Annotated in this window: 19 protein-coding genes; 14 read left to right on the top strand and 5 right to left on the bottom strand. The window is 51.7% G+C overall.

Features of this window, described 5'->3' with window-relative positions; all coding sequences use genetic code 11:
* Nucleotides 1–60: 60 nt before the first annotated feature.
* From ACS18Q_RS12600 to ygfZ, 3 genes are all read right to left on the bottom strand, one after another.
* Entirely contained in the window at nucleotides 61–267 is a 207-nt protein-coding gene (locus ACS18Q_RS12600; RefSeq protein ID WP_014204432.1) for a DUF1107 domain-containing protein, read from the bottom strand.
* A gap of 568 nt (nucleotides 268–835) precedes the next feature.
* Nucleotides 836–1,312, bottom strand: a complete 477-nt coding sequence (locus tag ACS18Q_RS12595) for an aminoacyl-tRNA deacylase (RefSeq protein ID WP_004729169.1) — start codon at nucleotides 1,310–1,312, stop codon at nucleotides 836–838.
* On the bottom strand, nucleotides 1,305–2,276 hold the full coding sequence (gene ygfZ, locus ACS18Q_RS12590; protein ID WP_238773606.1) for a tRNA-modifying protein YgfZ: 972 nt from the start codon (nucleotides 2,274–2,276) through the stop codon (nucleotides 1,305–1,307). The genes ACS18Q_RS12595 and ygfZ overlap by 8 nt, the downstream gene beginning before the upstream one ends.
* Nucleotides 2,277–2,425: 149 nt before the next feature.
* Here ygfZ and ACS18Q_RS12585 point away from each other — a divergent pair, with 149 nt between their 5' ends.
* Both ACS18Q_RS12585 and ACS18Q_RS12580 read left to right on the top strand, forming a co-directional pair.
* Nucleotides 2,426–2,686, top strand: a complete 261-nt coding sequence (locus ACS18Q_RS12585) for an FAD assembly factor SdhE (RefSeq protein ID WP_004729165.1) — start codon at nucleotides 2,426–2,428, stop codon at nucleotides 2,684–2,686.
* A 130-nt stretch (nucleotides 2,687–2,816) separates the two neighbouring features.
* Nucleotides 2,817–3,047 (top strand): hypothetical protein, encoded by a 231-nt coding sequence (locus ACS18Q_RS12580; protein ID WP_231623435.1) that lies wholly within the window; start codon nucleotides 2,817–2,819, stop codon nucleotides 3,045–3,047.
* A 15-nt stretch (nucleotides 3,048–3,062) separates the two neighbouring features.
* On the opposite strand, the gene nadB is transcribed toward ACS18Q_RS12580, so the two are convergent.
* Entirely contained in the window at nucleotides 3,063–4,673 is a 1,611-nt protein-coding gene (nadB, locus tag ACS18Q_RS12575; RefSeq protein WP_004729161.1) for an L-aspartate oxidase, read from the bottom strand.
* Between the two features lie 460 nt (nucleotides 4,674–5,133).
* Here nadB and rpoE point away from each other — a divergent pair, with 460 nt between their 5' ends.
* The 11 genes from rpoE to acpS all read left to right on the top strand — a co-directional run bounded on the left by rpoE (nucleotide 5,134) and on the right by acpS (nucleotide 14,278).
* Entirely contained in the window at nucleotides 5,134–5,706 is a 573-nt protein-coding gene (rpoE, locus tag ACS18Q_RS12570; protein WP_004729159.1) for an RNA polymerase sigma factor RpoE, read from the top strand.
* Nucleotides 5,707–5,736: 30 nt separating this feature from the next.
* Nucleotides 5,737–6,366, top strand: a complete 630-nt coding sequence (locus ACS18Q_RS12565; RefSeq protein ID WP_041942481.1) for a sigma-E factor negative regulatory protein — start codon at nucleotides 5,737–5,739, stop codon at nucleotides 6,364–6,366.
* The gene (rseB, locus tag ACS18Q_RS12560; RefSeq protein ID WP_004729155.1) at nucleotides 6,363–7,331 is read left to right on the top strand and encodes a sigma-E factor regulatory protein RseB; all 969 of its coding nucleotides are present in this window, start codon (nucleotides 6,363–6,365) and stop codon (nucleotides 7,329–7,331) included. The genes ACS18Q_RS12565 and rseB overlap by 4 nt, the downstream gene beginning before the upstream one ends.
* Nucleotides 7,328–7,798 (top strand): SoxR reducing system RseC family protein, encoded by a 471-nt coding sequence (locus ACS18Q_RS12555; RefSeq protein ID WP_004729153.1) that lies wholly within the window; start codon nucleotides 7,328–7,330, stop codon nucleotides 7,796–7,798. The genes rseB and ACS18Q_RS12555 overlap by 4 nt, the downstream gene beginning before the upstream one ends.
* A gap of 113 nt (nucleotides 7,799–7,911) precedes the next feature.
* Entirely contained in the window at nucleotides 7,912–9,705 is a 1,794-nt protein-coding gene (gene lepA / locus ACS18Q_RS12550) for a translation elongation factor 4 (RefSeq protein ID WP_004729151.1), read from the top strand.
* Between the two features lie 92 nt (nucleotides 9,706–9,797).
* Nucleotides 9,798–10,694 carry a signal peptidase I gene (lepB, locus tag ACS18Q_RS12545; RefSeq protein ID WP_441257131.1) on the top strand — a complete coding sequence of 299 codons (897 nt, stop codon included), beginning with the start codon at nucleotides 9,798–9,800 and terminating at the stop codon, nucleotides 10,692–10,694.
* Between the two features lie 35 nt (nucleotides 10,695–10,729).
* A complete protein-coding gene (gene rnc, locus ACS18Q_RS12540; protein ID WP_004729147.1) occupies nucleotides 10,730–11,407 on the top strand; it encodes a ribonuclease III in 678 nt (225 codons plus the stop codon).
* Nucleotides 11,400–12,365, top strand: coding sequence for a GTPase Era (era, locus tag ACS18Q_RS12535; protein WP_004729145.1), 966 nt, complete (start codon nucleotides 11,400–11,402; stop codon nucleotides 12,363–12,365). Before rnc ends, era begins: the two co-directional genes overlap by 8 nt.
* Nucleotides 12,366–12,441: 76 nt before the next feature.
* Nucleotides 12,442–13,167 (top strand): DNA repair protein RecO, encoded by a 726-nt coding sequence (recO, locus tag ACS18Q_RS12530; protein WP_004729143.1) that lies wholly within the window; start codon nucleotides 12,442–12,444, stop codon nucleotides 13,165–13,167.
* Nucleotides 13,164–13,895 carry a pyridoxine 5'-phosphate synthase gene (pdxJ, locus tag ACS18Q_RS12525; RefSeq protein WP_004729141.1) on the top strand — a complete coding sequence of 244 codons (732 nt, stop codon included), beginning with the start codon at nucleotides 13,164–13,166 and terminating at the stop codon, nucleotides 13,893–13,895. Before recO ends, pdxJ begins: the two co-directional genes overlap by 4 nt.
* Nucleotides 13,896–13,900: 5 nt before the next feature.
* The gene (gene acpS / locus ACS18Q_RS12520; protein WP_004729139.1) at nucleotides 13,901–14,278 is read left to right on the top strand and encodes a holo-ACP synthase; all 378 of its coding nucleotides are present in this window, start codon (nucleotides 13,901–13,903) and stop codon (nucleotides 14,276–14,278) included.
* 71 nt (nucleotides 14,279–14,349) lie between these two features.
* Here the strand turns inward: acpS and barA are convergent, their stop codons facing one another.
* Complete coding sequence (gene barA, locus ACS18Q_RS12515; protein WP_041942482.1) at nucleotides 14,350–17,151, bottom strand: two-component sensor histidine kinase BarA; 2,802 nt, start codon at nucleotides 17,149–17,151, stop codon at nucleotides 14,350–14,352.
* Nucleotides 17,152–17,324: 173 nt separating this feature from the next.
* On the opposite strand from barA, the gene rlmD reads away from it, so the two are divergent.
* Nucleotides 17,325–18,647, top strand: a complete 1,323-nt coding sequence (gene rlmD / locus ACS18Q_RS12510; RefSeq protein ID WP_238810580.1) for a 23S rRNA (uracil(1939)-C(5))-methyltransferase RlmD — start codon at nucleotides 17,325–17,327, stop codon at nucleotides 18,645–18,647.
* Nucleotides 18,648–18,685: the final 38 nt, after the last annotated feature.

Here is an 18,685-nt window from a genome sequence, read left to right as displayed (position 1 = left end):
CAATGCAAAAGGGTTGGCGCGATGGCCAACCCTTTTTTCATTCTATCGTTGTGAAGTCAATTATGCGTATGCGCAGCGTAGTCGCATGATCTCTTGGTTGACCTCTTTGACGGTTTGGTAGTGGCGCCGTTCTGCGCGGTCCGGCAATATCAGCTTGCCGTTATCAAATTCAAACTTACCAACCCCGTAGATATAAATTCTTCCTTTAAAAAGACGACTTACGTGTTTAGCAATCATACCTGGCGTATAGCGCTTAAACAGTCTCATACTTCGATCCTTTGTTGTTTTCACACCGCAGATTATAAGAAATTCCCCAGGGAAATAGTGTGATTGAGCTAGGGATACATGCAGTGTTTACTGACTAAATTAGATATTTGTGCTGCCTTGAGCAAATTCATGGATAAATATCCATAATTGCGTGACCTTTACCTCAAATAAATAGGGTGGATAAAACTTCTCCGTGGCTTGAGACGGCGCTTATTTAGCCACAGCAATATGACAGTTTTAAGAATAGTTGGCTTTCAGCAAAAAAGGTAAAAAAGGTGTCATGTTTTTGTATAAAAAAAGCCCGCAATCAGATGCGGGCGAAATAGTCACAGATGCATTACACAAAAAGTGGATGTCCTGAAACAATCAGTGGATTCACTTTTTTGTTGGCGAAGGATATCAACAGAGTCGTACCTCTGCGTGAACTTTAACCAACGCAGGAGAGAGTAAACTAAAAAAAAAGTTGTGACTATTTATGTTTGTAAATTGTATAAAAATTCATAACAAAATGATCTTAATTTAGAACTTGATCACGATCACATGTAATGGATTGCATGGTTTGCATCACTTATTCACGTTGAATGTGTGCAAACTGAGGGCGACAAAGGTGGACGAGATCGTTTACGTCGAGTGCAATGCCTGCCAACGTCGATCCGCTGCTGATGGTGACGAGCGTGTGTTGCAAAATTGCATGATCAAAAATGATCGGCATCGGTGTTTTGAGTAACAACGGGGTGACGGTGCCGATGGCATAACCCGTGATGGGCTCGACTTGCGAAAGATCCACACAGGTCATTCGCCGCCAATGGAGCAGCGCGCGCACTTTTTTGGGATCCACACTGCGATCGCCAGGCGCGCACGCTAAGGCCAGCTGATCGCCCATATCGCGCAGTAAAATGCATTTGACCATCTGAGCGGGTTCAATGCCGCGTTGGCGGGCCGCCGCCTCGATGGTGGTGGCGTGCGTTGCATGCGGCAGCAGGCGATAGGGCACCTGCTGCGCATCCAGATACTGCGTGATTGGCGTGCTGAATGCGTTATTCATCATCCAATGAATAAGGCAGCGGTTGAATCGTCCAACGGGTGGAGGGTTGTGCCGTCAAACGTAGTTCCGTGCCTTCTTCCAGATTGTTAGGTAACACAATCAAACCGATAGCGGTGTTATCGGCAAAGGTGTAGTGCGCCATCAGGCGACCCGCACTGCGCCAGTTTTCACCCACAGAGCGTTCCATCTCGTGTGCGTCACTGTCGGACAGTGGCGTGGTTACATTGCCCGAGACAATGTACATTGCCCGTTTGTTGATGCCGCGGTATTTCGCGCGCGCAACGGTTTCCTGACCGGTGTAACAGCCTTTGGTAAAGCTGATGCCATCGACTGCCTGAACGTTCACGGCTTGCGGAATGTGTTCGTTTTGATCGGCACGTTCAATCACGGGGATCGCGTCTTCGATGTCAAAACGAGTCCACAGTGCGGCGTCGACTCGTGTGGCGTCGGTGTTGGTGGCTAGCTGCTCTGCGGTCTGTTCATTGACCAGCAGCAGCCAACGTTGTTCGCTAATGCGAACGGCTGTTCCGCCGTCAATCGCGCGTACATCCCCCTGTGCATCGCTGAGGCGATCGATGTAGGCTTGCGCCTGCGTGCCAATCACGCCGAGTGCGATGTCTGGGCTTTCGGCAATCTCGACTTTGGAGAAAATGGCGTATTTTTTCAGTTCGCGCAGTTCGGCTTCAATCGCAGATTTGGGCTGGAACATGGCGTACCCATCACGATGATGGAACAAACGAAATACCGACCACACTTTCCCTTTGGCATCACAGTGTGCACCAAAGATCGATTGATCGGCGGTTAGGGTGACGACGTTACAGGTCACTTGGCCCTGCAGGTAGTTTTTCTTGTCAGCGCCGACCATGGTGATCGCACCCCAAGAATCGAGATGAGTGAGCATCAGTTCAGGCAGCGTATCGCTGGCGTTGACACTGAGCGGAGCAAATGTAGTTTTCCAGTTCATGTCCTTCACCTAAGTGAAATAATTTCCACTATGTTAATCTGGATCAACTTTTTTGTCAGCTTGAACAGGGACTGTGACTGAGCTACTAGTTGAGCAAGCCCGGTGTTTGATAGACTTGGCGGAAAATAATCATAAGGTGAGGATAACCGATGTACACCGCGGAAGAAAAAGCGCGTATTAAATGGGCCTGTCGTCGTGGAATGTTAGAGCTTGATGTGGTCATCATGCCATTTTTCGAAGAGTGTTTTGATACGTTGAGTGAATCAGAACAGCAAGACTTTGTGTCTTTGCTTGAGTGTGATGATCCGGATCTGTTTACTTGGGTCATGGGCCATGGTCGTTCCGAGAATCTTGGTCACGCCGCGATGGTAGACAAGATTGTCGCTCATAACCTCAGCAAAGTGCGTTAAGCTCCACCTCACACCTTCTTATCACGCCTGCATTGCCGCCATCCTTGTTTGGGGAGGGGGGCTGTGGGCGTTACTTCTCTCTCCGATTCCCCTTGTTGTTACATTACTCATTATTGGCATGAGCCTGCGTGTGCCGCTGCATCATTGGTTGACGCCAGCACTGCGTGGTGAGGTCGCGTTCGATTTTTCCGGCTACTTAGTGATAGGAGAGGCGCGCCATGCGATCACACGCGTGCAATGTTTGTTTGCGGGGGCGTTTGTGATCATCGAAGGGCCAGGGCTGCGTTGGTTGTTGTGGCGTGATAGCTGTTCAGAGGTTGAATATCGTCAATTGTTGGTGAGATTAAAACGGGAGCTGTAGCGCTCCCGTTGGATGTTATGCTTGATCCGGCGTCAAAATCGTCGGGCCGCTGTCTTCTGCAAGCTCCGGATAGTCCAGCGTGTAGTGCAAGCCACGGCTCTCTTTACGCTGCATCGCACAACGCACCATCAGTTCTGCCACTTGCAGCAAGTTACGCAGTTCCAGCAGGTTGTTCGACACACGGAAGTTGCTGTAGTACTCGTGGGTTTCTTGTTGCAGCAGTTGAATGCGACGTAAGGCGCGCTCCAAGCGCTTGTCGGTGCGCACAATGCCCATGTAGTCCCACATAAACAGGCGCAGTTCGTGCCAGTTATGCTGAATCACCACTTCTTCATCCGAGCAAGTGACCTGACTTTCATCCCAACCGGGTAGGCTAGGGGGCAACTGCGCGTCTTTCAGTTTGCTGAGAATGTCTTTGGCCGCCGACCACGCGTAAACCACACACTCCAGCAAGGAGTTTGAGGCCATGCGGTTGGCACCGTGCAGGCCGGTGTAGCTGACTTCGCCAATCGCGTAGAGCTGCTCAAGGTCGGTTTGTCCGTTCTGATTGACCATCACGCCGCCGCAGGTGTAGTGCGCGGCTGGAACAATCGGAATCGGCTCTTGGGTCATGTCGATGCCCAGGTCCATCAAGCGGCTGTAGATCATCGGGAAATGCTTTTCGATGAAGTCGGCCGGTTTGTGGCTGATATCGAGATACATGCAGTCTGCGCCCAGACGCTTCATTTCAAAGTCAATCGCGCGCGCCACGACATCACGCGGCGCCAGTTCGGCGCGTTCGTCAAAATCGGGCATAAAACGTGAGCCATCTGGGCGACGCAAGTAAGCGCCTTCGCCGCGTAGCGCTTCGGTCAGCAGGAAGTTTCGCGCATCTGGGTGATACAAACAGGTCGGGTGGAACTGGTTAAATTCTAAGTTGGCCACGCGACACCCGGCACGCCATGCCATCGCAATGCCGTCACCGGAAGAGACATCGGGGTTGGAGGTGTACTGATACACCTTCGATGCCCCGCCGGTTGCCAAGACAACAAACTTCGAATGAATCACTTCCACGTGTTCTTCGTTGCGGTTCCACACATAGGCGCCAACCACTTTATCGGCGCGGCCACCGATTTTATCCTCGGTGATCAAATCGAGCGCATTGTAGCGTTCCAACAAGGTGATATTTGGATGATTGTGGACGTTGTCTTGCAAAGAGGTTTGTACGGCCATGCCGGTCGCATCGGCAGCATGCAGAATACGACGATGGCTGTGACCCCCTTCGCGAGTGAGGTGATAACGCGGCTCTTCTTCGTCGCTATCTTCTTCTTTATCGAATGGCACGCCGCCGTCGATCAACCACTGCACGCACTCTTTGGCGTGCTCCGCAATAAAACGAACGGTCTCTTGCTCGCAAATCCCTGCGCCAGCGATAAGGGTATCTTGGACGTGTGAATCAATGCTGTCTGATTCATCAAACACCGCGGCAATCCCGCCTTGAGCGTAATAGGTCGACCCTTCGCTGCGAGGTCCTTTACTCAGCACGATGACGTTGCAATGTTTGGCTATACGCAGGGCTAACGACAAGCCTGCTGCACCACTTCCCACGACTAATACATCGCACTGATGTTCTCGGTTAGCGTTCATAAAATGTTTATATTCCCGAACTCCAGTTAGAGTTATCCTACTCTAAGTTTAAAATACAGCACGCTGAGTTCCCATTGGCCGTGAGCGGGCAATGTGTCATCTGAGTAACCTATGGTCAGGGAACCATGCAACGTGAGTCCATTGACCTCAAAATGTTCGGTTGAGATGGGCATGACCGACATGCTCTTGAGGGTATTATCTTCGCGCTAAAAGCAATACATTGTAAATGCTATTGTCTTTTCTGACTCCTGTCCCCACTATTCAGGGAGATTTCCAGGAACCTAGATTACATCACAATGCGGTGGGTGAATGGTAAAAAAATTCACACAGAATTGAACTTTCCCTGCGCGGCTGAGTCACAATAGTGCTCATGTAGGCAGTGGTGTCAAGGCAACATTTTGCATCATTAGAGTCCATATCTGAGAAGGTACGGAATATAACAATAGGAGTAACCGCTCGAATGAACGAGCAGCTGACCGATCAAGTGTTGATTGAGCGAGTTCAGAACGGAGATAAGCAAGCGTTTAATCTTTTGGTACTGAGATATCAAAACAAGGTCTGCAATCTTATTTCCAGGTATGTGAGCAATTCAGGAGATGTGGCGGATGTTGCGCAGGAAGCCTTTATCAAAGCTTACCGTGCGATTCCGACTTTTCGCGGCGAAAGTGCGTTTTACACTTGGCTTTACCGTATTGCTGTTAATACTGCAAAAAATCACATCGTGGCACAAAGCCGTCGTCCGCCGGCAAGCGATGTTGATGCTGAAGAAGCTGAATTTTACGAAAGCGGCAACGCATTAAAAGAAATATCGAACCCAGAAAACATTACGCTGTCCAAAGAGTTAAAGCAGGCGGTGTTTAGTGCGATAGAAGCGTTGCCTGAAGATTTGAAAACCGCGATGACATTGCGAGAGCTAGAAGGCTTAAGCTATGAAGACATCGCTGAAGTCATGGATTGCCCCGTAGGTACGGTGCGTTCTCGTATCTTCCGTGCTCGTGAGGCGGTAGAAAAAAGAATTAAACCTCTTTTATAGCGCTAACGAGCAACAACAATGGTGAAAATAATGGCTGACAAAGAGAAACTTTCAGCGCTCATGGATGGAGAACTGGTCGATAAGCTGCTAATTCAAGAATTGGCCAGCGACCGCGACGGTCTCGACACGTGGAAAAATTACCATCTGATTGGTGATGTGCTGCGTGGTGAGGCGCCTGAGCGACCAGAATGGAATATCGCTGAAAGTGTCGCACTCGCGTTGGAAAATGAACCGGCGCATTCGACGTTTAGCACTGCCACGACCCATATTACCGATATCAACCAAGCTCGCATTGAGTCTCAGCCTAAGCCTGAGCAAGCGCGTCGTCAGTTACCGGCTTGGTTATCCCAGTTTGGTCAAGTCGCGGTCGCGGCTTGCGTATCTTTAGCGGTAATTTTGGGCGTTCAGCAATATGGTGGCACCGATGGTGCGACGCCACAGCAAGATCAATTGCCAGTGCTTCAAACGATTCCGTTTTCAGGCAGTGCAGAACCTGTTAGCCTGACGCGCGAATCTGTTGAACGCCACAGCAATGAAGCGAACGTGCAAGAACAACGTCGCCGTGTGAATGCGTTGCTGCAAGACTATGAACTTCAATTAAGATTGAACAGTGAGAACTTAGGCTCTCATTCCGATCCAGTCGAACCGGTAGTTGAATGAAGAAATTTCTGATCAGTGCACTGACACTGTTCAGTTTGAGCATCAATCCAGCCTTTGCAGAGGAAGAGTCTGCAGAGGCTTTGTTGCATCAAATGAACGATGCCAGTCAGCATCTCAATTATGAACTGTCTTATATCCTGATTAAGAAAAACAGCATTGAACCGTTGTTGTATCGTCATGCGCGTGAAGCCAACGATCAACAGTTGGCTCACTTGGTGTACCTCAGCGGTCCGGTGCGCGAAGTGATTCGTCGCGGCAACGAGGTCAGTTATGTTGAGCCGGGAGTTGAGCCCTTTACTATCGAATCGGGCAACATGGTCGCCCCGACCATTCCGATGCTCAACAGCGATGTGAATGAGCTCAGCCAATATTACGATTTCGTCAAAGTGGGTCGAGCCCGTGAAGCGGGCGCGGCATGCCAAGTGCTGCGTATCGTGCCGAAAGATGGCCTGCGTTACTCCTATGTGTTGTGGGTCGACGAGCACAGTAACCTGCCGTTGCGCGCCGATCTGGTGGATCGTGATGGGGAAGTGCTGGAGCAATACCGCACCATTTCTTACTCCATCAGTGACAAACTGGCGGAGCTGATGTCTGGGCTGAACAAAGTCCAACTGCCAGAAGTCCTGTCGCTGCCGAAAGGCAATATTACCGACACGTTTTGGTCGGTGGGTTGGACGCCGGAAGGCTTTAAACCATTGGAATTGAACCGTTACCGCATGGCGATTACCGAACGCTTGGTGGAAAGCCAAATGTTCTCGGATGGGCTATTTAGTTTCTCGGTGTACGTCTCTGCCAGTGACAACTATTCACTCAAAGGTCAGTTGGTTCGCCAAGGCCGCCGCACGTTGCACAGCTTTGTGAAAGGCGACAGCGAAATCTCGGTGGTGGGCGACATTCCGCCTGATACTGCCAAACGCATCGCTCAGTCTGTGGTGTTCCATACCGACGGAGCGCCTAAACCATGATGACCGCCTTAGCCACCGTGACCGCCGTTGCCAGCCAAAAACACGGCTATCATGTTGAACTCAGTTGCGAGCAACAAACCAGTTGCAGCGGTTGTGCGTCTTCAAAAAGTTGTGGCACGGGCATTGTCTCCAAAGCGGTGGGTAATAAAGCGCTGTTCTGGCAATTGGATACCGATAAAAAAGTAGAGCAAGGCCAGGTGGTTGAAATTGGTTTTCCTGAGAAAAGCCTGCTGCAATCGGCCGCGCTGGTGTATCTGGTGCCGTTGCTGATGATGATCCTCGGCGCTTGGTTAGCGGACGCGTGGTTAGCTCCGCTGCTTGGCATGGGGGAGGGCATCATCATTCTTACCTCGCTGCTGTTTATTGGATTAGGCATCGCGATGGCCAAACGGGGTTCGACACAACTGGAGAAACGCTCTGCACAAGAGGTGGTTCTGCTGCGCGTGCTTGGGCAACCCATCGCCTAAATTATGGTGCGAACCCCAACGAAATTGGGTAGAATCGGCCAACTTGAATGAAATGCCGCCAGATGCGGCCTTTCTTATGTCCTAATTAGTAAGAGTTTAGTCATCCCAAACCTATGAAGCACATTCGTAACTTTTCGATTATCGCCCACATTGACCATGGTAAATCGACCCTATCTGACCGTTTAATCCAAGTCTGTGGTGGATTAAGCGACCGTGAAATGGCCGAGCAAGTTCTGGACTCCATGGATCTTGAACGTGAGCGTGGCATCACCATCAAAGCGCAGAGTGTGACTCTCGATTACCATGCAAAAGATGGCGAAACCTACCAACTTAACTTCATCGACACTCCTGGACACGTGGACTTCTCGTATGAAGTGTCCCGTTCTCTAGCGGCGTGTGAAGGCGCACTGCTGGTGGTCGACGCAGGTCAGGGCGTAGAAGCTCAGACCTTGGCAAACTGCTATACCGCGATCGAAATGGATCTGGAAGTGGTGCCAATCTTGAACAAGATTGACCTGCCTGCCGCAGAACCTGAACGTGTGGCTGAAGAGATTGAAGACATCGTCGGCATCGATGCGATCGATGCGGTGCGTTGTTCAGCCAAAACCGGCGTGGGCGTGGATGAAGTGCTGGAAAAAATCGTGTCTGCGATTCCAGCGCCAGAAGGCGATCCTGATGCACCCCTGCAAGCCCTGATCATCGACTCGTGGTTCGATAACTACTTGGGCGTGGTGTCGTTGGTACGTATCAAAAACGGTAAGCTGAAGAAAAACGACAAGATCAAAGTGATGAGCACTGGCCAGGTTTGGGGTGTGGATCGCTTGGGTATTTTCACACCAAAACAAGTCGACACGAACGATCTCGAAACGGGTGAAGTGGGCTGGGTTGTGTGTGGTATTAAAGACATTCTCGGCGCGCCTGTGGGCGATACCCTGACGCTGGCGAAGAACGGCTGTGACAAACCACTGCCGGGCTTTAAGAAAGTGAAACCTCAGGTTTACGCGGGTCTGTTCCCGGTGTCGTCTGATGATTACGAAGCGTTCCGTGATGCACTGGGCAAATTGAGCCTGAATGATGCCTCGCTGTTCTACGAACCAGAAACGTCGGCCGCACTGGGCTTTGGTTTCCGTTGTGGTTTCCTTGGCATGCTGCACATGGAAATCATTCAGGAGCGTCTGGAACGTGAATACGATCTGGATCTGATCACCACGGCACCAACCGTTGTGTATGAAGTTCTGAAAACCGACAAAGAACTGATGCTCGTGGATAGCCCGGCCAAACTGCCGGCCATTAACGATATTGAAGAAATTCGTGAGCCGATTGCGCGCTGTAACATTCTGGTGCCAGCCGATTACTTGGGTAACGTGATTACCTTATGTATCGAAAAACGCGGCATTCAGGTCGATATGGTGTACCACGGGAACCAAGTGGCATTGACCTATGATATTCCGATGGCTGAAGTGGTCTTGGATTTCTTTGACCGTCTGAAATCAACGTCTCGCGGTTATGCGTCACTCGATTACGGCTTCCAGCGTTTTGAGGCGTCGAACATGGTACGTGTCGACGTACTGCTCAACGGCGACAAAGTGGATGCATTGGCGATCATCACGCACAAAGATCAGTCTCAGTCACGTGGTCGTCTGCTGGTTGAGAAGATGAAAGAGTTCATTCCTCGCCAAATGTTTGATATCGCGATTCAAGCGGCGATTGGTAACCACATCATCGCGCGTTCTACGGTGAAACAGCTGCGTAAAAACGTTCTGGCGAAATGTTACGGTGGTGACGTGAGCCGTAAGAAGAAACTGTTGAAGAAACAGAAAGAAGGTAAGAAACGCATGAAGCAAATCGGTAACGTTGAGCTTCCTCAAGAGGCGTTCTTGGCCATTCTTCACGTAGGCAAAGATTAAACTCTATCGGTGACGGTCAGTTGCTTGCATTAACTCTCAAGTGAAAGGGTCTCGGCTCTTTCACTTTTCGTATTTTTAGATAAGGGAAGTCAATGGCGAATACATTTTCACTCTTTCTGGTCATCTTCACACTCGTGACAGGTGTCATTTGGGCACTGGAAAAATGGGTGTGGGCGAAGAAGCGTCAAGCAAAAATGGCGCAACTGCAAAGTGAAACCCACGGTATTGATGCCTCATTGACGGCGAAAATTCATCCACAACCGTGGTGGGTGGAAAACGCGGTGTCGATTTTCCCTGTGATTGCGTTTGTGCTGGTGCTGCGTTCATTTGTATTTGAACCGTTTCAGATTCCATCGGGTTCGATGATGCCAACCTTGCTGGTGGGCGATTTCATTCTGGTGGAGAAATACGCCTACGGTCTGAAAGATCCAGTGTGGCGGACACAATTGGTCGAAACGGGCAAACCGCATCGTGGCGACATTGTGGTGTTCAAATACCCGAAAGAGCCAAGTGTTGACTACATTAAACGTGTCGTCGGCATGCCGGGCGATACCGTGCGTTACAGCAGCGCCAAAGAAGTGTGCATTCAGCCCAAAGGCGAAGCGCAATGCAAACAAGTGAAGCTTTCCAACGTGGTGGAGAGTCCGTTCATTCAAAATAACATCCCCCTGATTCAGCTTGATGAGCAGTTGGGTGAAGTGAAGCACAACATTCTGATTAACCCGCTGCGTATTGATAACGTCAACGACTATCAACCGCGCCGTGGCGTGAACGAATGGGTGGTTCCACAAGGGCACTACTTTGTGATGGGTGATAACCGTGACAACAGTGCTGACAGCCGTTTTTGGGGCTTTGTTCCAGAAGCAAACTTAGTCGGTAAAGCGGTGGCGATTTGGATCAGCTTTGAGTTTGATCGTGCGTCAGACAGCGTGCTACCGGCTTGGATTCCAACTGGTGTGCGTTTTAACCGCATTGGTGGTATTAACTAGGTCAGCGAGCGCTGATCGCAACACATCGAGAGAGTATGAATTCTCCAATTAGTAGACTAGAAACTAAGCTTGGCTATCAGTTTAACAATGCTGAGCTTATCTCTTTGGCGCTGACACACCGCAGCGCCAATGGTAAACACAATGAACGTCTTGAGTTTCTGGGCGATTCAATTTTAAGTTTTGTCATTGCAGATGATCTTTACCATCGTTTTCCGAAAGTGAACGAAGGCGACATGAGTCGCATGCGAGCCACTCTCGTGCGTGGAAATACGCTTGCAGAACTGGGCCGTGAATTCGACCTAGGAGATTACTTAAAATTAGGTCCAGGCGAGTTGAAAAGTGGCGGTTTCCGTCGTGATTCAATTTTGGCCGATGCAGTAGAAGCGATTATCGGTGCGATCTATCTCGATAGCGATATCGAAGTGGCGCGCGCGACAGTGCTGAGCTGGTATCAGTCTCGTCTGGAAGCGATTAAGCCGGGCGTTTCGCAAAAAGACCCGAAAACGCGCTTGCAGGAATTCCTTCAAGGCAGAAGAAAACCGCTGCCTGTCTACACTGTGACTAATATTAAAGGTGAAGCACACAATCAGGAATTCACTGTCGCGTGTGACATTGCAGGCATCGGAGCGCCTGTGATCGGTAAAGGTACGAGCCGCCGCAAGGCAGAACAAGCGGCTGCGGAAACGGCACTAGAGCAATTGACAAATGTCTGATCAAGAATTCGATATCGATGCATATTTTGCATCCAGTGGTGAAAGTTCATCTTCACCCGACAATCAACACTGCGGTTTCGTGGCGATCGTGGGTCGTCCGAACGTGGGGAAATCAACGCTGCTGAATAACATTCTCGGCCAGAAGATTTCGATCACGTCGCGCAAACCACAAACCACGCGTCACCGCATTATGGGTGTGGATACCGATGGTGATTATCAGGCGATTTACGTCGATACACCGGGGCTACATATTGAAGAAAAACGCGCCATCAACCGCCTGATGAACCGTGCGGCGAGCAGCTCGCTCAGCGACGTGAATCTGGTGTTTTTTGTCGTGGAAGGCACGCACTGGACCGCCGATGATGAGATGGTGCTGAATAAGCTGAAGAATGCCAACTTCCCGGTCGTACTGTGTGTCAACAAAGTCGATAACGTCAAAGACCGCAACGACGTCATGCTGCACATGATGGAGCTGTCGAACAAGATGGACTTCGTCGATGTAGTGCCAATTTCCGCCAAGCTTGGCAAGAACGTTGAGGTGCTGCGCAAGCACGTGCGCGATCACCTGCCAAAAGCGGTACACCATTTCCCGGAAGAGTACGTCACCGACCGCTCACAGCGCTTTATGGCATCAGAAATCATTCGTGAAAAACTGATGCGTTTCACCGGTGAAGAGTTGCCCTACTCAGTGACCGTGGAAATTGAACGCTTTGACTACAATCCGGACACCGACGGTTTCCATATCAACGCCCTGATTCTGGTGGAACGCATCGGCCAGAAAAAAATGGTGATTGGTAACAAAGGTGAAAAGATCAAAACCATCGGCAGCCAAGCGCGTCTGGATATGGAAGAGCTGTTTGGCCGCAAGGTGTATCTGGAAACTTGGGTGAAGGTGAAATCGGGCTGGGCGGACGACGAACGTGCGCTGCGCTCACTGGGTTACATCGACGACCTATAATCTCTCCTGCACTGGCTCCGTTATGGGGCCAGTGTTTTATTGACGCTTTGCCCACTGCGAGAACGGATTGCCCACTATGTCAGACGGTCTACAACGCTGCTTTGTGCTCCATCGGCGTCCGTATAGCGAAACCAGCCTGATTCTGGATGTGTTCAGCGAAGAGTACGGACGACTGACGCTGCTCGCCAAAGGCGCGCGTAGCAAGCGCTCCAACCTCAAAGGGGCCTTGCAGCCGTTTACGCCACTGTTGCTCAAATGGTCGGGCAACAGTTCGATGAAAACGCTGCGCCAAGCCGAAGCGATCAGCCTCGGACTGCCACTGACCGGCATTCACCTCTATTCAGCCATGTACGTCAACGAATTGGTTGGCCGCGTCTTGGCGCCGGAAGTGCCGTCGCCGGGCCTGTTTCATGATTACCTGTTTGCCCTGACTGAGCTGGCACAAAGCGATAACCCTGAACCACCGCTGCGCCGTTTTGAGTTGGCGCTGCTGTCGTCACTTGGGTATGGCGTCGATTTTCTTCATTGCGCGGGAACGGGGGAGCCGGTAGACCCGGCGATGACCTATCGTTACCGCGAGCAAAAAGGCTTTATTGCGTCGGTGCGGCGCGATAACCTGACATTTCTTGGCAATGAACTGATTGCGATCAGCGAACGCCGCTTTACCACCAAAGAACAACTGCAGGCGGCAAAACGCTTTACACGCATTGCCTTAAAGCCGTATCTTGGCGGTAAACCTTTAAAAAGCCGGGAATTGTTCCGGCAAGCAATGCAACCCAGAGCACGGAGTGTAGGAAAATGAGCTCAATTCTTTTAGGTGTGAATATCGACCACGTCGCCACTTTGCGTAACGCACGCGGCACCAAATATCCGGATCCTGTGCACGCGGCTGAAATTGCGGAGCGCGCGGGAGCGGATGGTATCACCGTTCACCTGCGAGAAGACCGTCGCCATATCCTGGACCGTGACGTACGCATTCTGCGTGAAACGATTCAGACTCGAATGAACCTAGAAATGGCCGTGACCGATGAAATGGTTGAGATTGCGCTGCAAACGCAACCAGAGTTTGTGTGTCTGGTGCCGGAAAAGCGTGAAGAGTTGACCACTGAAGGTGGCCTTGACGTGATGGGTCAGTTGGAGAAAGTTAAAGCCGCGACGCAAACACTGACTGCTGCGGGCATCAAAGTGTCGCTGTTCATTGACGCCGACCGCGAACAAATCGACGCGGCGAAAGCGTGTGGCGCGCCATTCATCGAATTGCACACGGGCCATTATGCCGATGCAACGTGCGAAGTGGACCAACAAAACGAGTTGAAGAAAATTGCAGCGGCAGCAAGCTACGCGGCTGATCAAGGCATCATGGTCAACGCAGGTCACGGCCTGACGTACCACAACGTGGCGGCGATTGCGGCGATTCCGGAAATCTACGAACTCAACATCGGCCATGCGATCATTGGTCGCGCGGTGTTTGATGGATTGTCGAAAGCGGTTGCCGACATGAAAGCCGTGATGGACGACGCACGTCGTTAATTCGCATGATTGTTGGACTTGGCACAGACATCGCAGAAATTGAGCGCATTGAAAAAGCGCTCGCTCGCAGCGGCCGCGCGTTTGCTGAGCGCATTCTGACGGCGCAAGAACTCACGCAGTTCGATGGCCTCAAGCAACAAGGGCGTTATCTGGCTAAGCGTTTTGCTGCCAAAGAAGCCGCTTCCAAAGCTTTGGGGACGGGCATCGCGCAGGGCGTGAGTTTCCAAGATTTTGCCATCAGCAATGATGAGCAGGGCAAGCCACTGCTTCGCTTGAGTGGTAAAGCGGCGGAGCTGGCGCAGCGCAGTCACGTAGTGTCGGTGCATCTGACCATTTCGGACGAGCGCCATTATGCGGTGGCGACGGTGATCCTCGAAGCGTGAAGCAGAACGCTATCGCAACAATAAAAAAGAGGTGCTAAGCACCTCTTTTTTTTGTTTGCGGTCGCAGCCCTCTACTCAGGCTGCTCGGTTAAGTAAGGTTGCGCGGTGGCGATGACCTTGTCCATCTCATCCTGCAGTTCAAACAATTCCGGCTCGACATCGCTGATGCTGGCGCCTGAGCGCAGGGTTTGCTCCAGCGTGGCACATACTTTTTTCAAGCGAGGGACGCCACTGTACGAACAACTGCCGTGCAGTTTGTGGACGTGATGCAGCAGATCGGCAATCGAATATTCATCGTCTTCGAGCGCCATGGCCACCACCTGATTCACTTCCGGAATCGACTCGACCAGCATACTCAGCATCTCGCGTGCTAAGTCTTCCTTATTGGCCGCCTGTTTGAGCGCCGCCTGCCAGTCAACGATGATGTTACTGTGTTCCGGCTCTTCCCGGTGGATGGCGGTGGCATCAAAGGCAATCGGCTCGGGCAGCTCCAGCTTGTCGACATCGTGTCGCAGCGAATCAGGGCTCCAGTGCACCAGAACCTGTTGCAGAATATGCTCTTCGATCGGTTTGGTGAGGTAATCGTCCATGCCTGCTTTCAGCAGGCGATCACGTTCGCCAGACATCGCATGGGCGGTGACGGCAATCACGGGCGTATTCTGATTGAGTTCCAGTTGTTTAATTGCCTTACACGCCGTCACGCCATCCATGTGCGGCATCTGAATGTCCATCAAAATGATATCAAAATGACGCTGGCGCGCTTGCTCAATCGCATCTTGGCCGTTGGTGCAGGAGACCACCGCCTCGACGCGCTCTTGCAGCAGTGCTGTGATCAGTTTCAGGTTGGCCGGGTTGTCATCGACCGCCATTACGGTGAGTGGCATCTTGTCTTGTTTCACTGGCACGGCTTGAGCGGGCGCGTCGATCACCACAGGTTGATGGGCGATCAGGGTTTGCAGCAGTTTCTTACGCGACAGCGGCTTGGTAATGCACTGCACCGGATACTGCTTCATCAGCAGGTCGGCCAGCGCCAGCTCGGTACTTGGCGTCCCGATAATCACGTGTGATGAAATGCCAATCGAGCGCTGCACCCACTGTTCCACCAACTCGACATCGGTCTCTTTGCTTGGTGCGAGGTTGAGCAGTACATAATCGAAGTGATCCGACTCTTCCGGCATCGCTGAGCGGTATGTCACCGTCAGGCCCGCTTGTACCAGCAATTGCTGCACAATCGATGCCGCTTGCATGTTCGGTTCCACCAATAGCAACTGTTTTTGGCTCAGCGCTTTTGGATCCAGCCAGTCGCTCATCGGCATTTCGGTGATGTGCAGGCGCAGGGTAAACCAGAAAGTAGACCCTTGGTGCAGTCGGCTGGTCAGGCTGATTTCGCCACCCATCTGACTGACCAGTTTCTGAGTAATCACCAAGCCCAGCCCGGTGCCGCCGTAGCGGCGAGAAATACTGGCGTCGGCCTGACTGAAGGCTTGGAATAGCTGCGCTTGCTGACGCTCGGAAATCCCGATGCCGGTGTCGCGCACCATAAATTGCAACTCCACCACATCATCACGCTGCGAGCGCATTTCGACGCTGATGTCGATGTTGCCACGTTCGGTAAATTTGATCGAGTTGCCGACCAAGTTGGTCAGAACTTGTTGAATGCGCAGCGGGTCACCCACCAAACCGGCCGGGATCTTCGGATCCACTTTCAGGGTGATTTCCAAGCCTTTCTCGTGCGCGCTGGTGGCTTGCAGGTTAACCACCTCTTCCAGCGTTTCTTGGAACTCAAATGGAATGTTTTCCAGCGCCAGTTTGCCCGCTTCTAGTTTCGAAAAGTCGAGAATGTCGTTGATGATGGTCAGCAGATTGTTGGCCGATTTTTCAATCGTTTGCAGGTAATCGGCCTGACTGTTGGTCAATTGGGTTTTCAGCATCTGACGGGTAAAGCCAATCACGCCGTTGAGCGGAGTGCGCAGCTCGTGCGACATGTTGGCCAAGAATTCCGATTTCACCCGCGCGGCTTCTTGCGCACGTTTTTTAGCGATGTCCAACTCGACGTTTTGAATCTCGAGCTGCTCTAGGGTTTCACGTAAATCAGAGGTGGCTTGGTCGATGCTGTGTTGCATCTCCACGTGGTATTCCGATAGCGACACCGCCATTGCGTTGATGCCTTTTTTCAGCGAATCCAGCTCGCCGTGCATTTTGCCTTCAATCCGCACATCCAAGTGGCCTCGACGAATGCGATCGACCATGTTCTTCATGTGTGTGATGGGGCGCGTCACATCGTGCATCAAGCGGAAAGCAAACACGCCCGAGAGCAGCAGGCCCATGATCAGCACCAAGCAAGCGGAGAAAATTTCCTGATATTGCTGCAAACGTAGCGATGAGAGGTCGAGCTCAATCGCGATATAGCCCAGCACTGGGGTCGATTGCGCGTTGAGGCTGTCTTCAACCAAGCGGCCTTCAGCCAAAATGGGGGTGCGCAGAATGAGGGTGTTGTCGTCAAGTTGCGAGCTGCTGAGCACCGGAATCGGTTTGTCTTTCGGGTACATCAGTGCTTCGAAATTCGGGTGGAAGTTCGAGGTCACGAACAACTCATGACGCGCATCGAACACGGCGATACTGCGAACAAATTTCGAATTCTTGCGGTGCGCGTAGCTGATGATGCGACGCACGGATTCACGACTTTGATTTTTCAGCGAATCTTCACTGGCAATCGCCAGCGGTTCAATGATGCTCGCCCCGGCATTGAGGACCTGCGTTTCCAGATCGTGATAGCGGTTGAACGAAAACAGAGCGCTGAGCAGCAGCCCGATAATCAAGGTCGGAGCCAGAGTGAGAGTAATTACGCGCGCACGTAAGCCATATCGGGTCATTATTGTCTAAACATCGTGGTGTGGATATGGGAAAATAGCCGGCAAAATGATTCGCCGACGTTTCGAATAAGCGGTTAGCTTAATTCAAGTACAGTAACTTCGACAATCTTCCCCAAGCAGAATAGTGATGCTGGGGCGAAAACCATCATATAAATCACACTTAGGCACAGAGCATGGCACGTTTTTTCCAACCGAAAAAGAAAACCACCCTCAATCAGAAACACCAATCCGTCGCGGTGACGAAACTCGATCATCAAGGCGCAGGCATTGCGTATCACGACGGTAAACCGGTGTTCATTGAGGGCGCGTTGCCCGGTGAAGACGTGCTGATGCAACTGACCGAAAGCAAAAGTAAGTTTGCTCGCGCCAAGCTGATTAAGGTGCTGAAACCCAGCGCGCAACGGGTCACGCCGTTTTGCCCGCATTACGCCGAGTGCGGCGGCTGCGACTTACAGCATCTGGCGCACGCTGCGCAAATTGAACACAAGCAACAGGCGCTCAGCCAACTGATGGCTAAATTTGCCGGTCAGCAACTGGCGTTGTCGCCGCCGGTGAGTGCTTGCGATACCGGTTATCGCCGCCGCGCGCGCCTGAGCCTGCTTTGGGATAAAAAAACGCAGCAGCTGCAGTTTGGTTTTCGTCGCAAGCAGAGCAAGAGCATTGTCACCGTCACCGACTGTGCGGTGCTCGAACCAAGCTTGAATGCTCTGTTGCCAGCGCTGCACGCATTGCTGAGCGGCTTTGCGCATCCGGAGCAATTGGGTCACGTTGAATTGGTCAAAGCCGACAACACGCGCGTGTTGGTGCTGCGTCATCTGGCGCCACTGGCCGCCAAAGACCAAAGCGCATTGGCGGCGTTTGCCGCTCAGCACGACCTCACGCTGTATCGCATGCCCAGCAGCGAGTCACTGGAGCACGTTTGCGGTGACGGCGCCGTCTATGGTGAAGCGGGGGTGACGATTCCGTTTTTGCCCAGCAACTTTATTCAGGTCAATCAGCAGGTTAATCAAGCCATGGTTGCCCAAGCGCTGGCGTGGTTGGCGGTTACCCCCGAGGAGCGCGTGTTAGATCTGTTCTGTGGTTTGGGTAACTTTAGTTTGCCACTGGCTAAGCTTGCCAAACAGGTCGTGGGTGTTGAAGGGATTGACGACATGGTCGAGCGAGCCAAGGCCAATGCCACGCGCAATGATCTGCATAACGTCTCGTTTTATCAGGCGAATTTGGAACAAGATATGACTGGCGAGACGTGGGCAGCGGAAAAATTTGATAAAGTACTACTCGACCCGGCCCGAGCCGGTGCGGCAGGGATTGTTGACCAGTTGGCAGCTTTGGGTGCCAAACGCGTGGTTTACGTCTCGTGTAATCCTGCTACGCTTGCTCGTGACAGCCAAAGCTTGCTGAGCCAGGGATTCCAGTTGGTGAAATTGGGAATGCTTGATATGTTCCCTCATACCAGTCATCTGGAATCGATGGCTTTGTTTGTAAAAAATCGGTAAGCGTCGAACTTCCGGGAGCGGAAGGGAGTCGAATACCA

The organism is Vibrio sp. Vf1514 (assembly GCF_052076135.1).
Taxonomy (GTDB): Bacteria; Pseudomonadota; Gammaproteobacteria; order Enterobacterales; family Vibrionaceae; genus Vibrio; species Vibrio furnissii.
The sequence above is the reverse complement of the archived record's forward strand: the minus strand, read 5'-3'. Positions and strand labels throughout refer to the sequence as shown.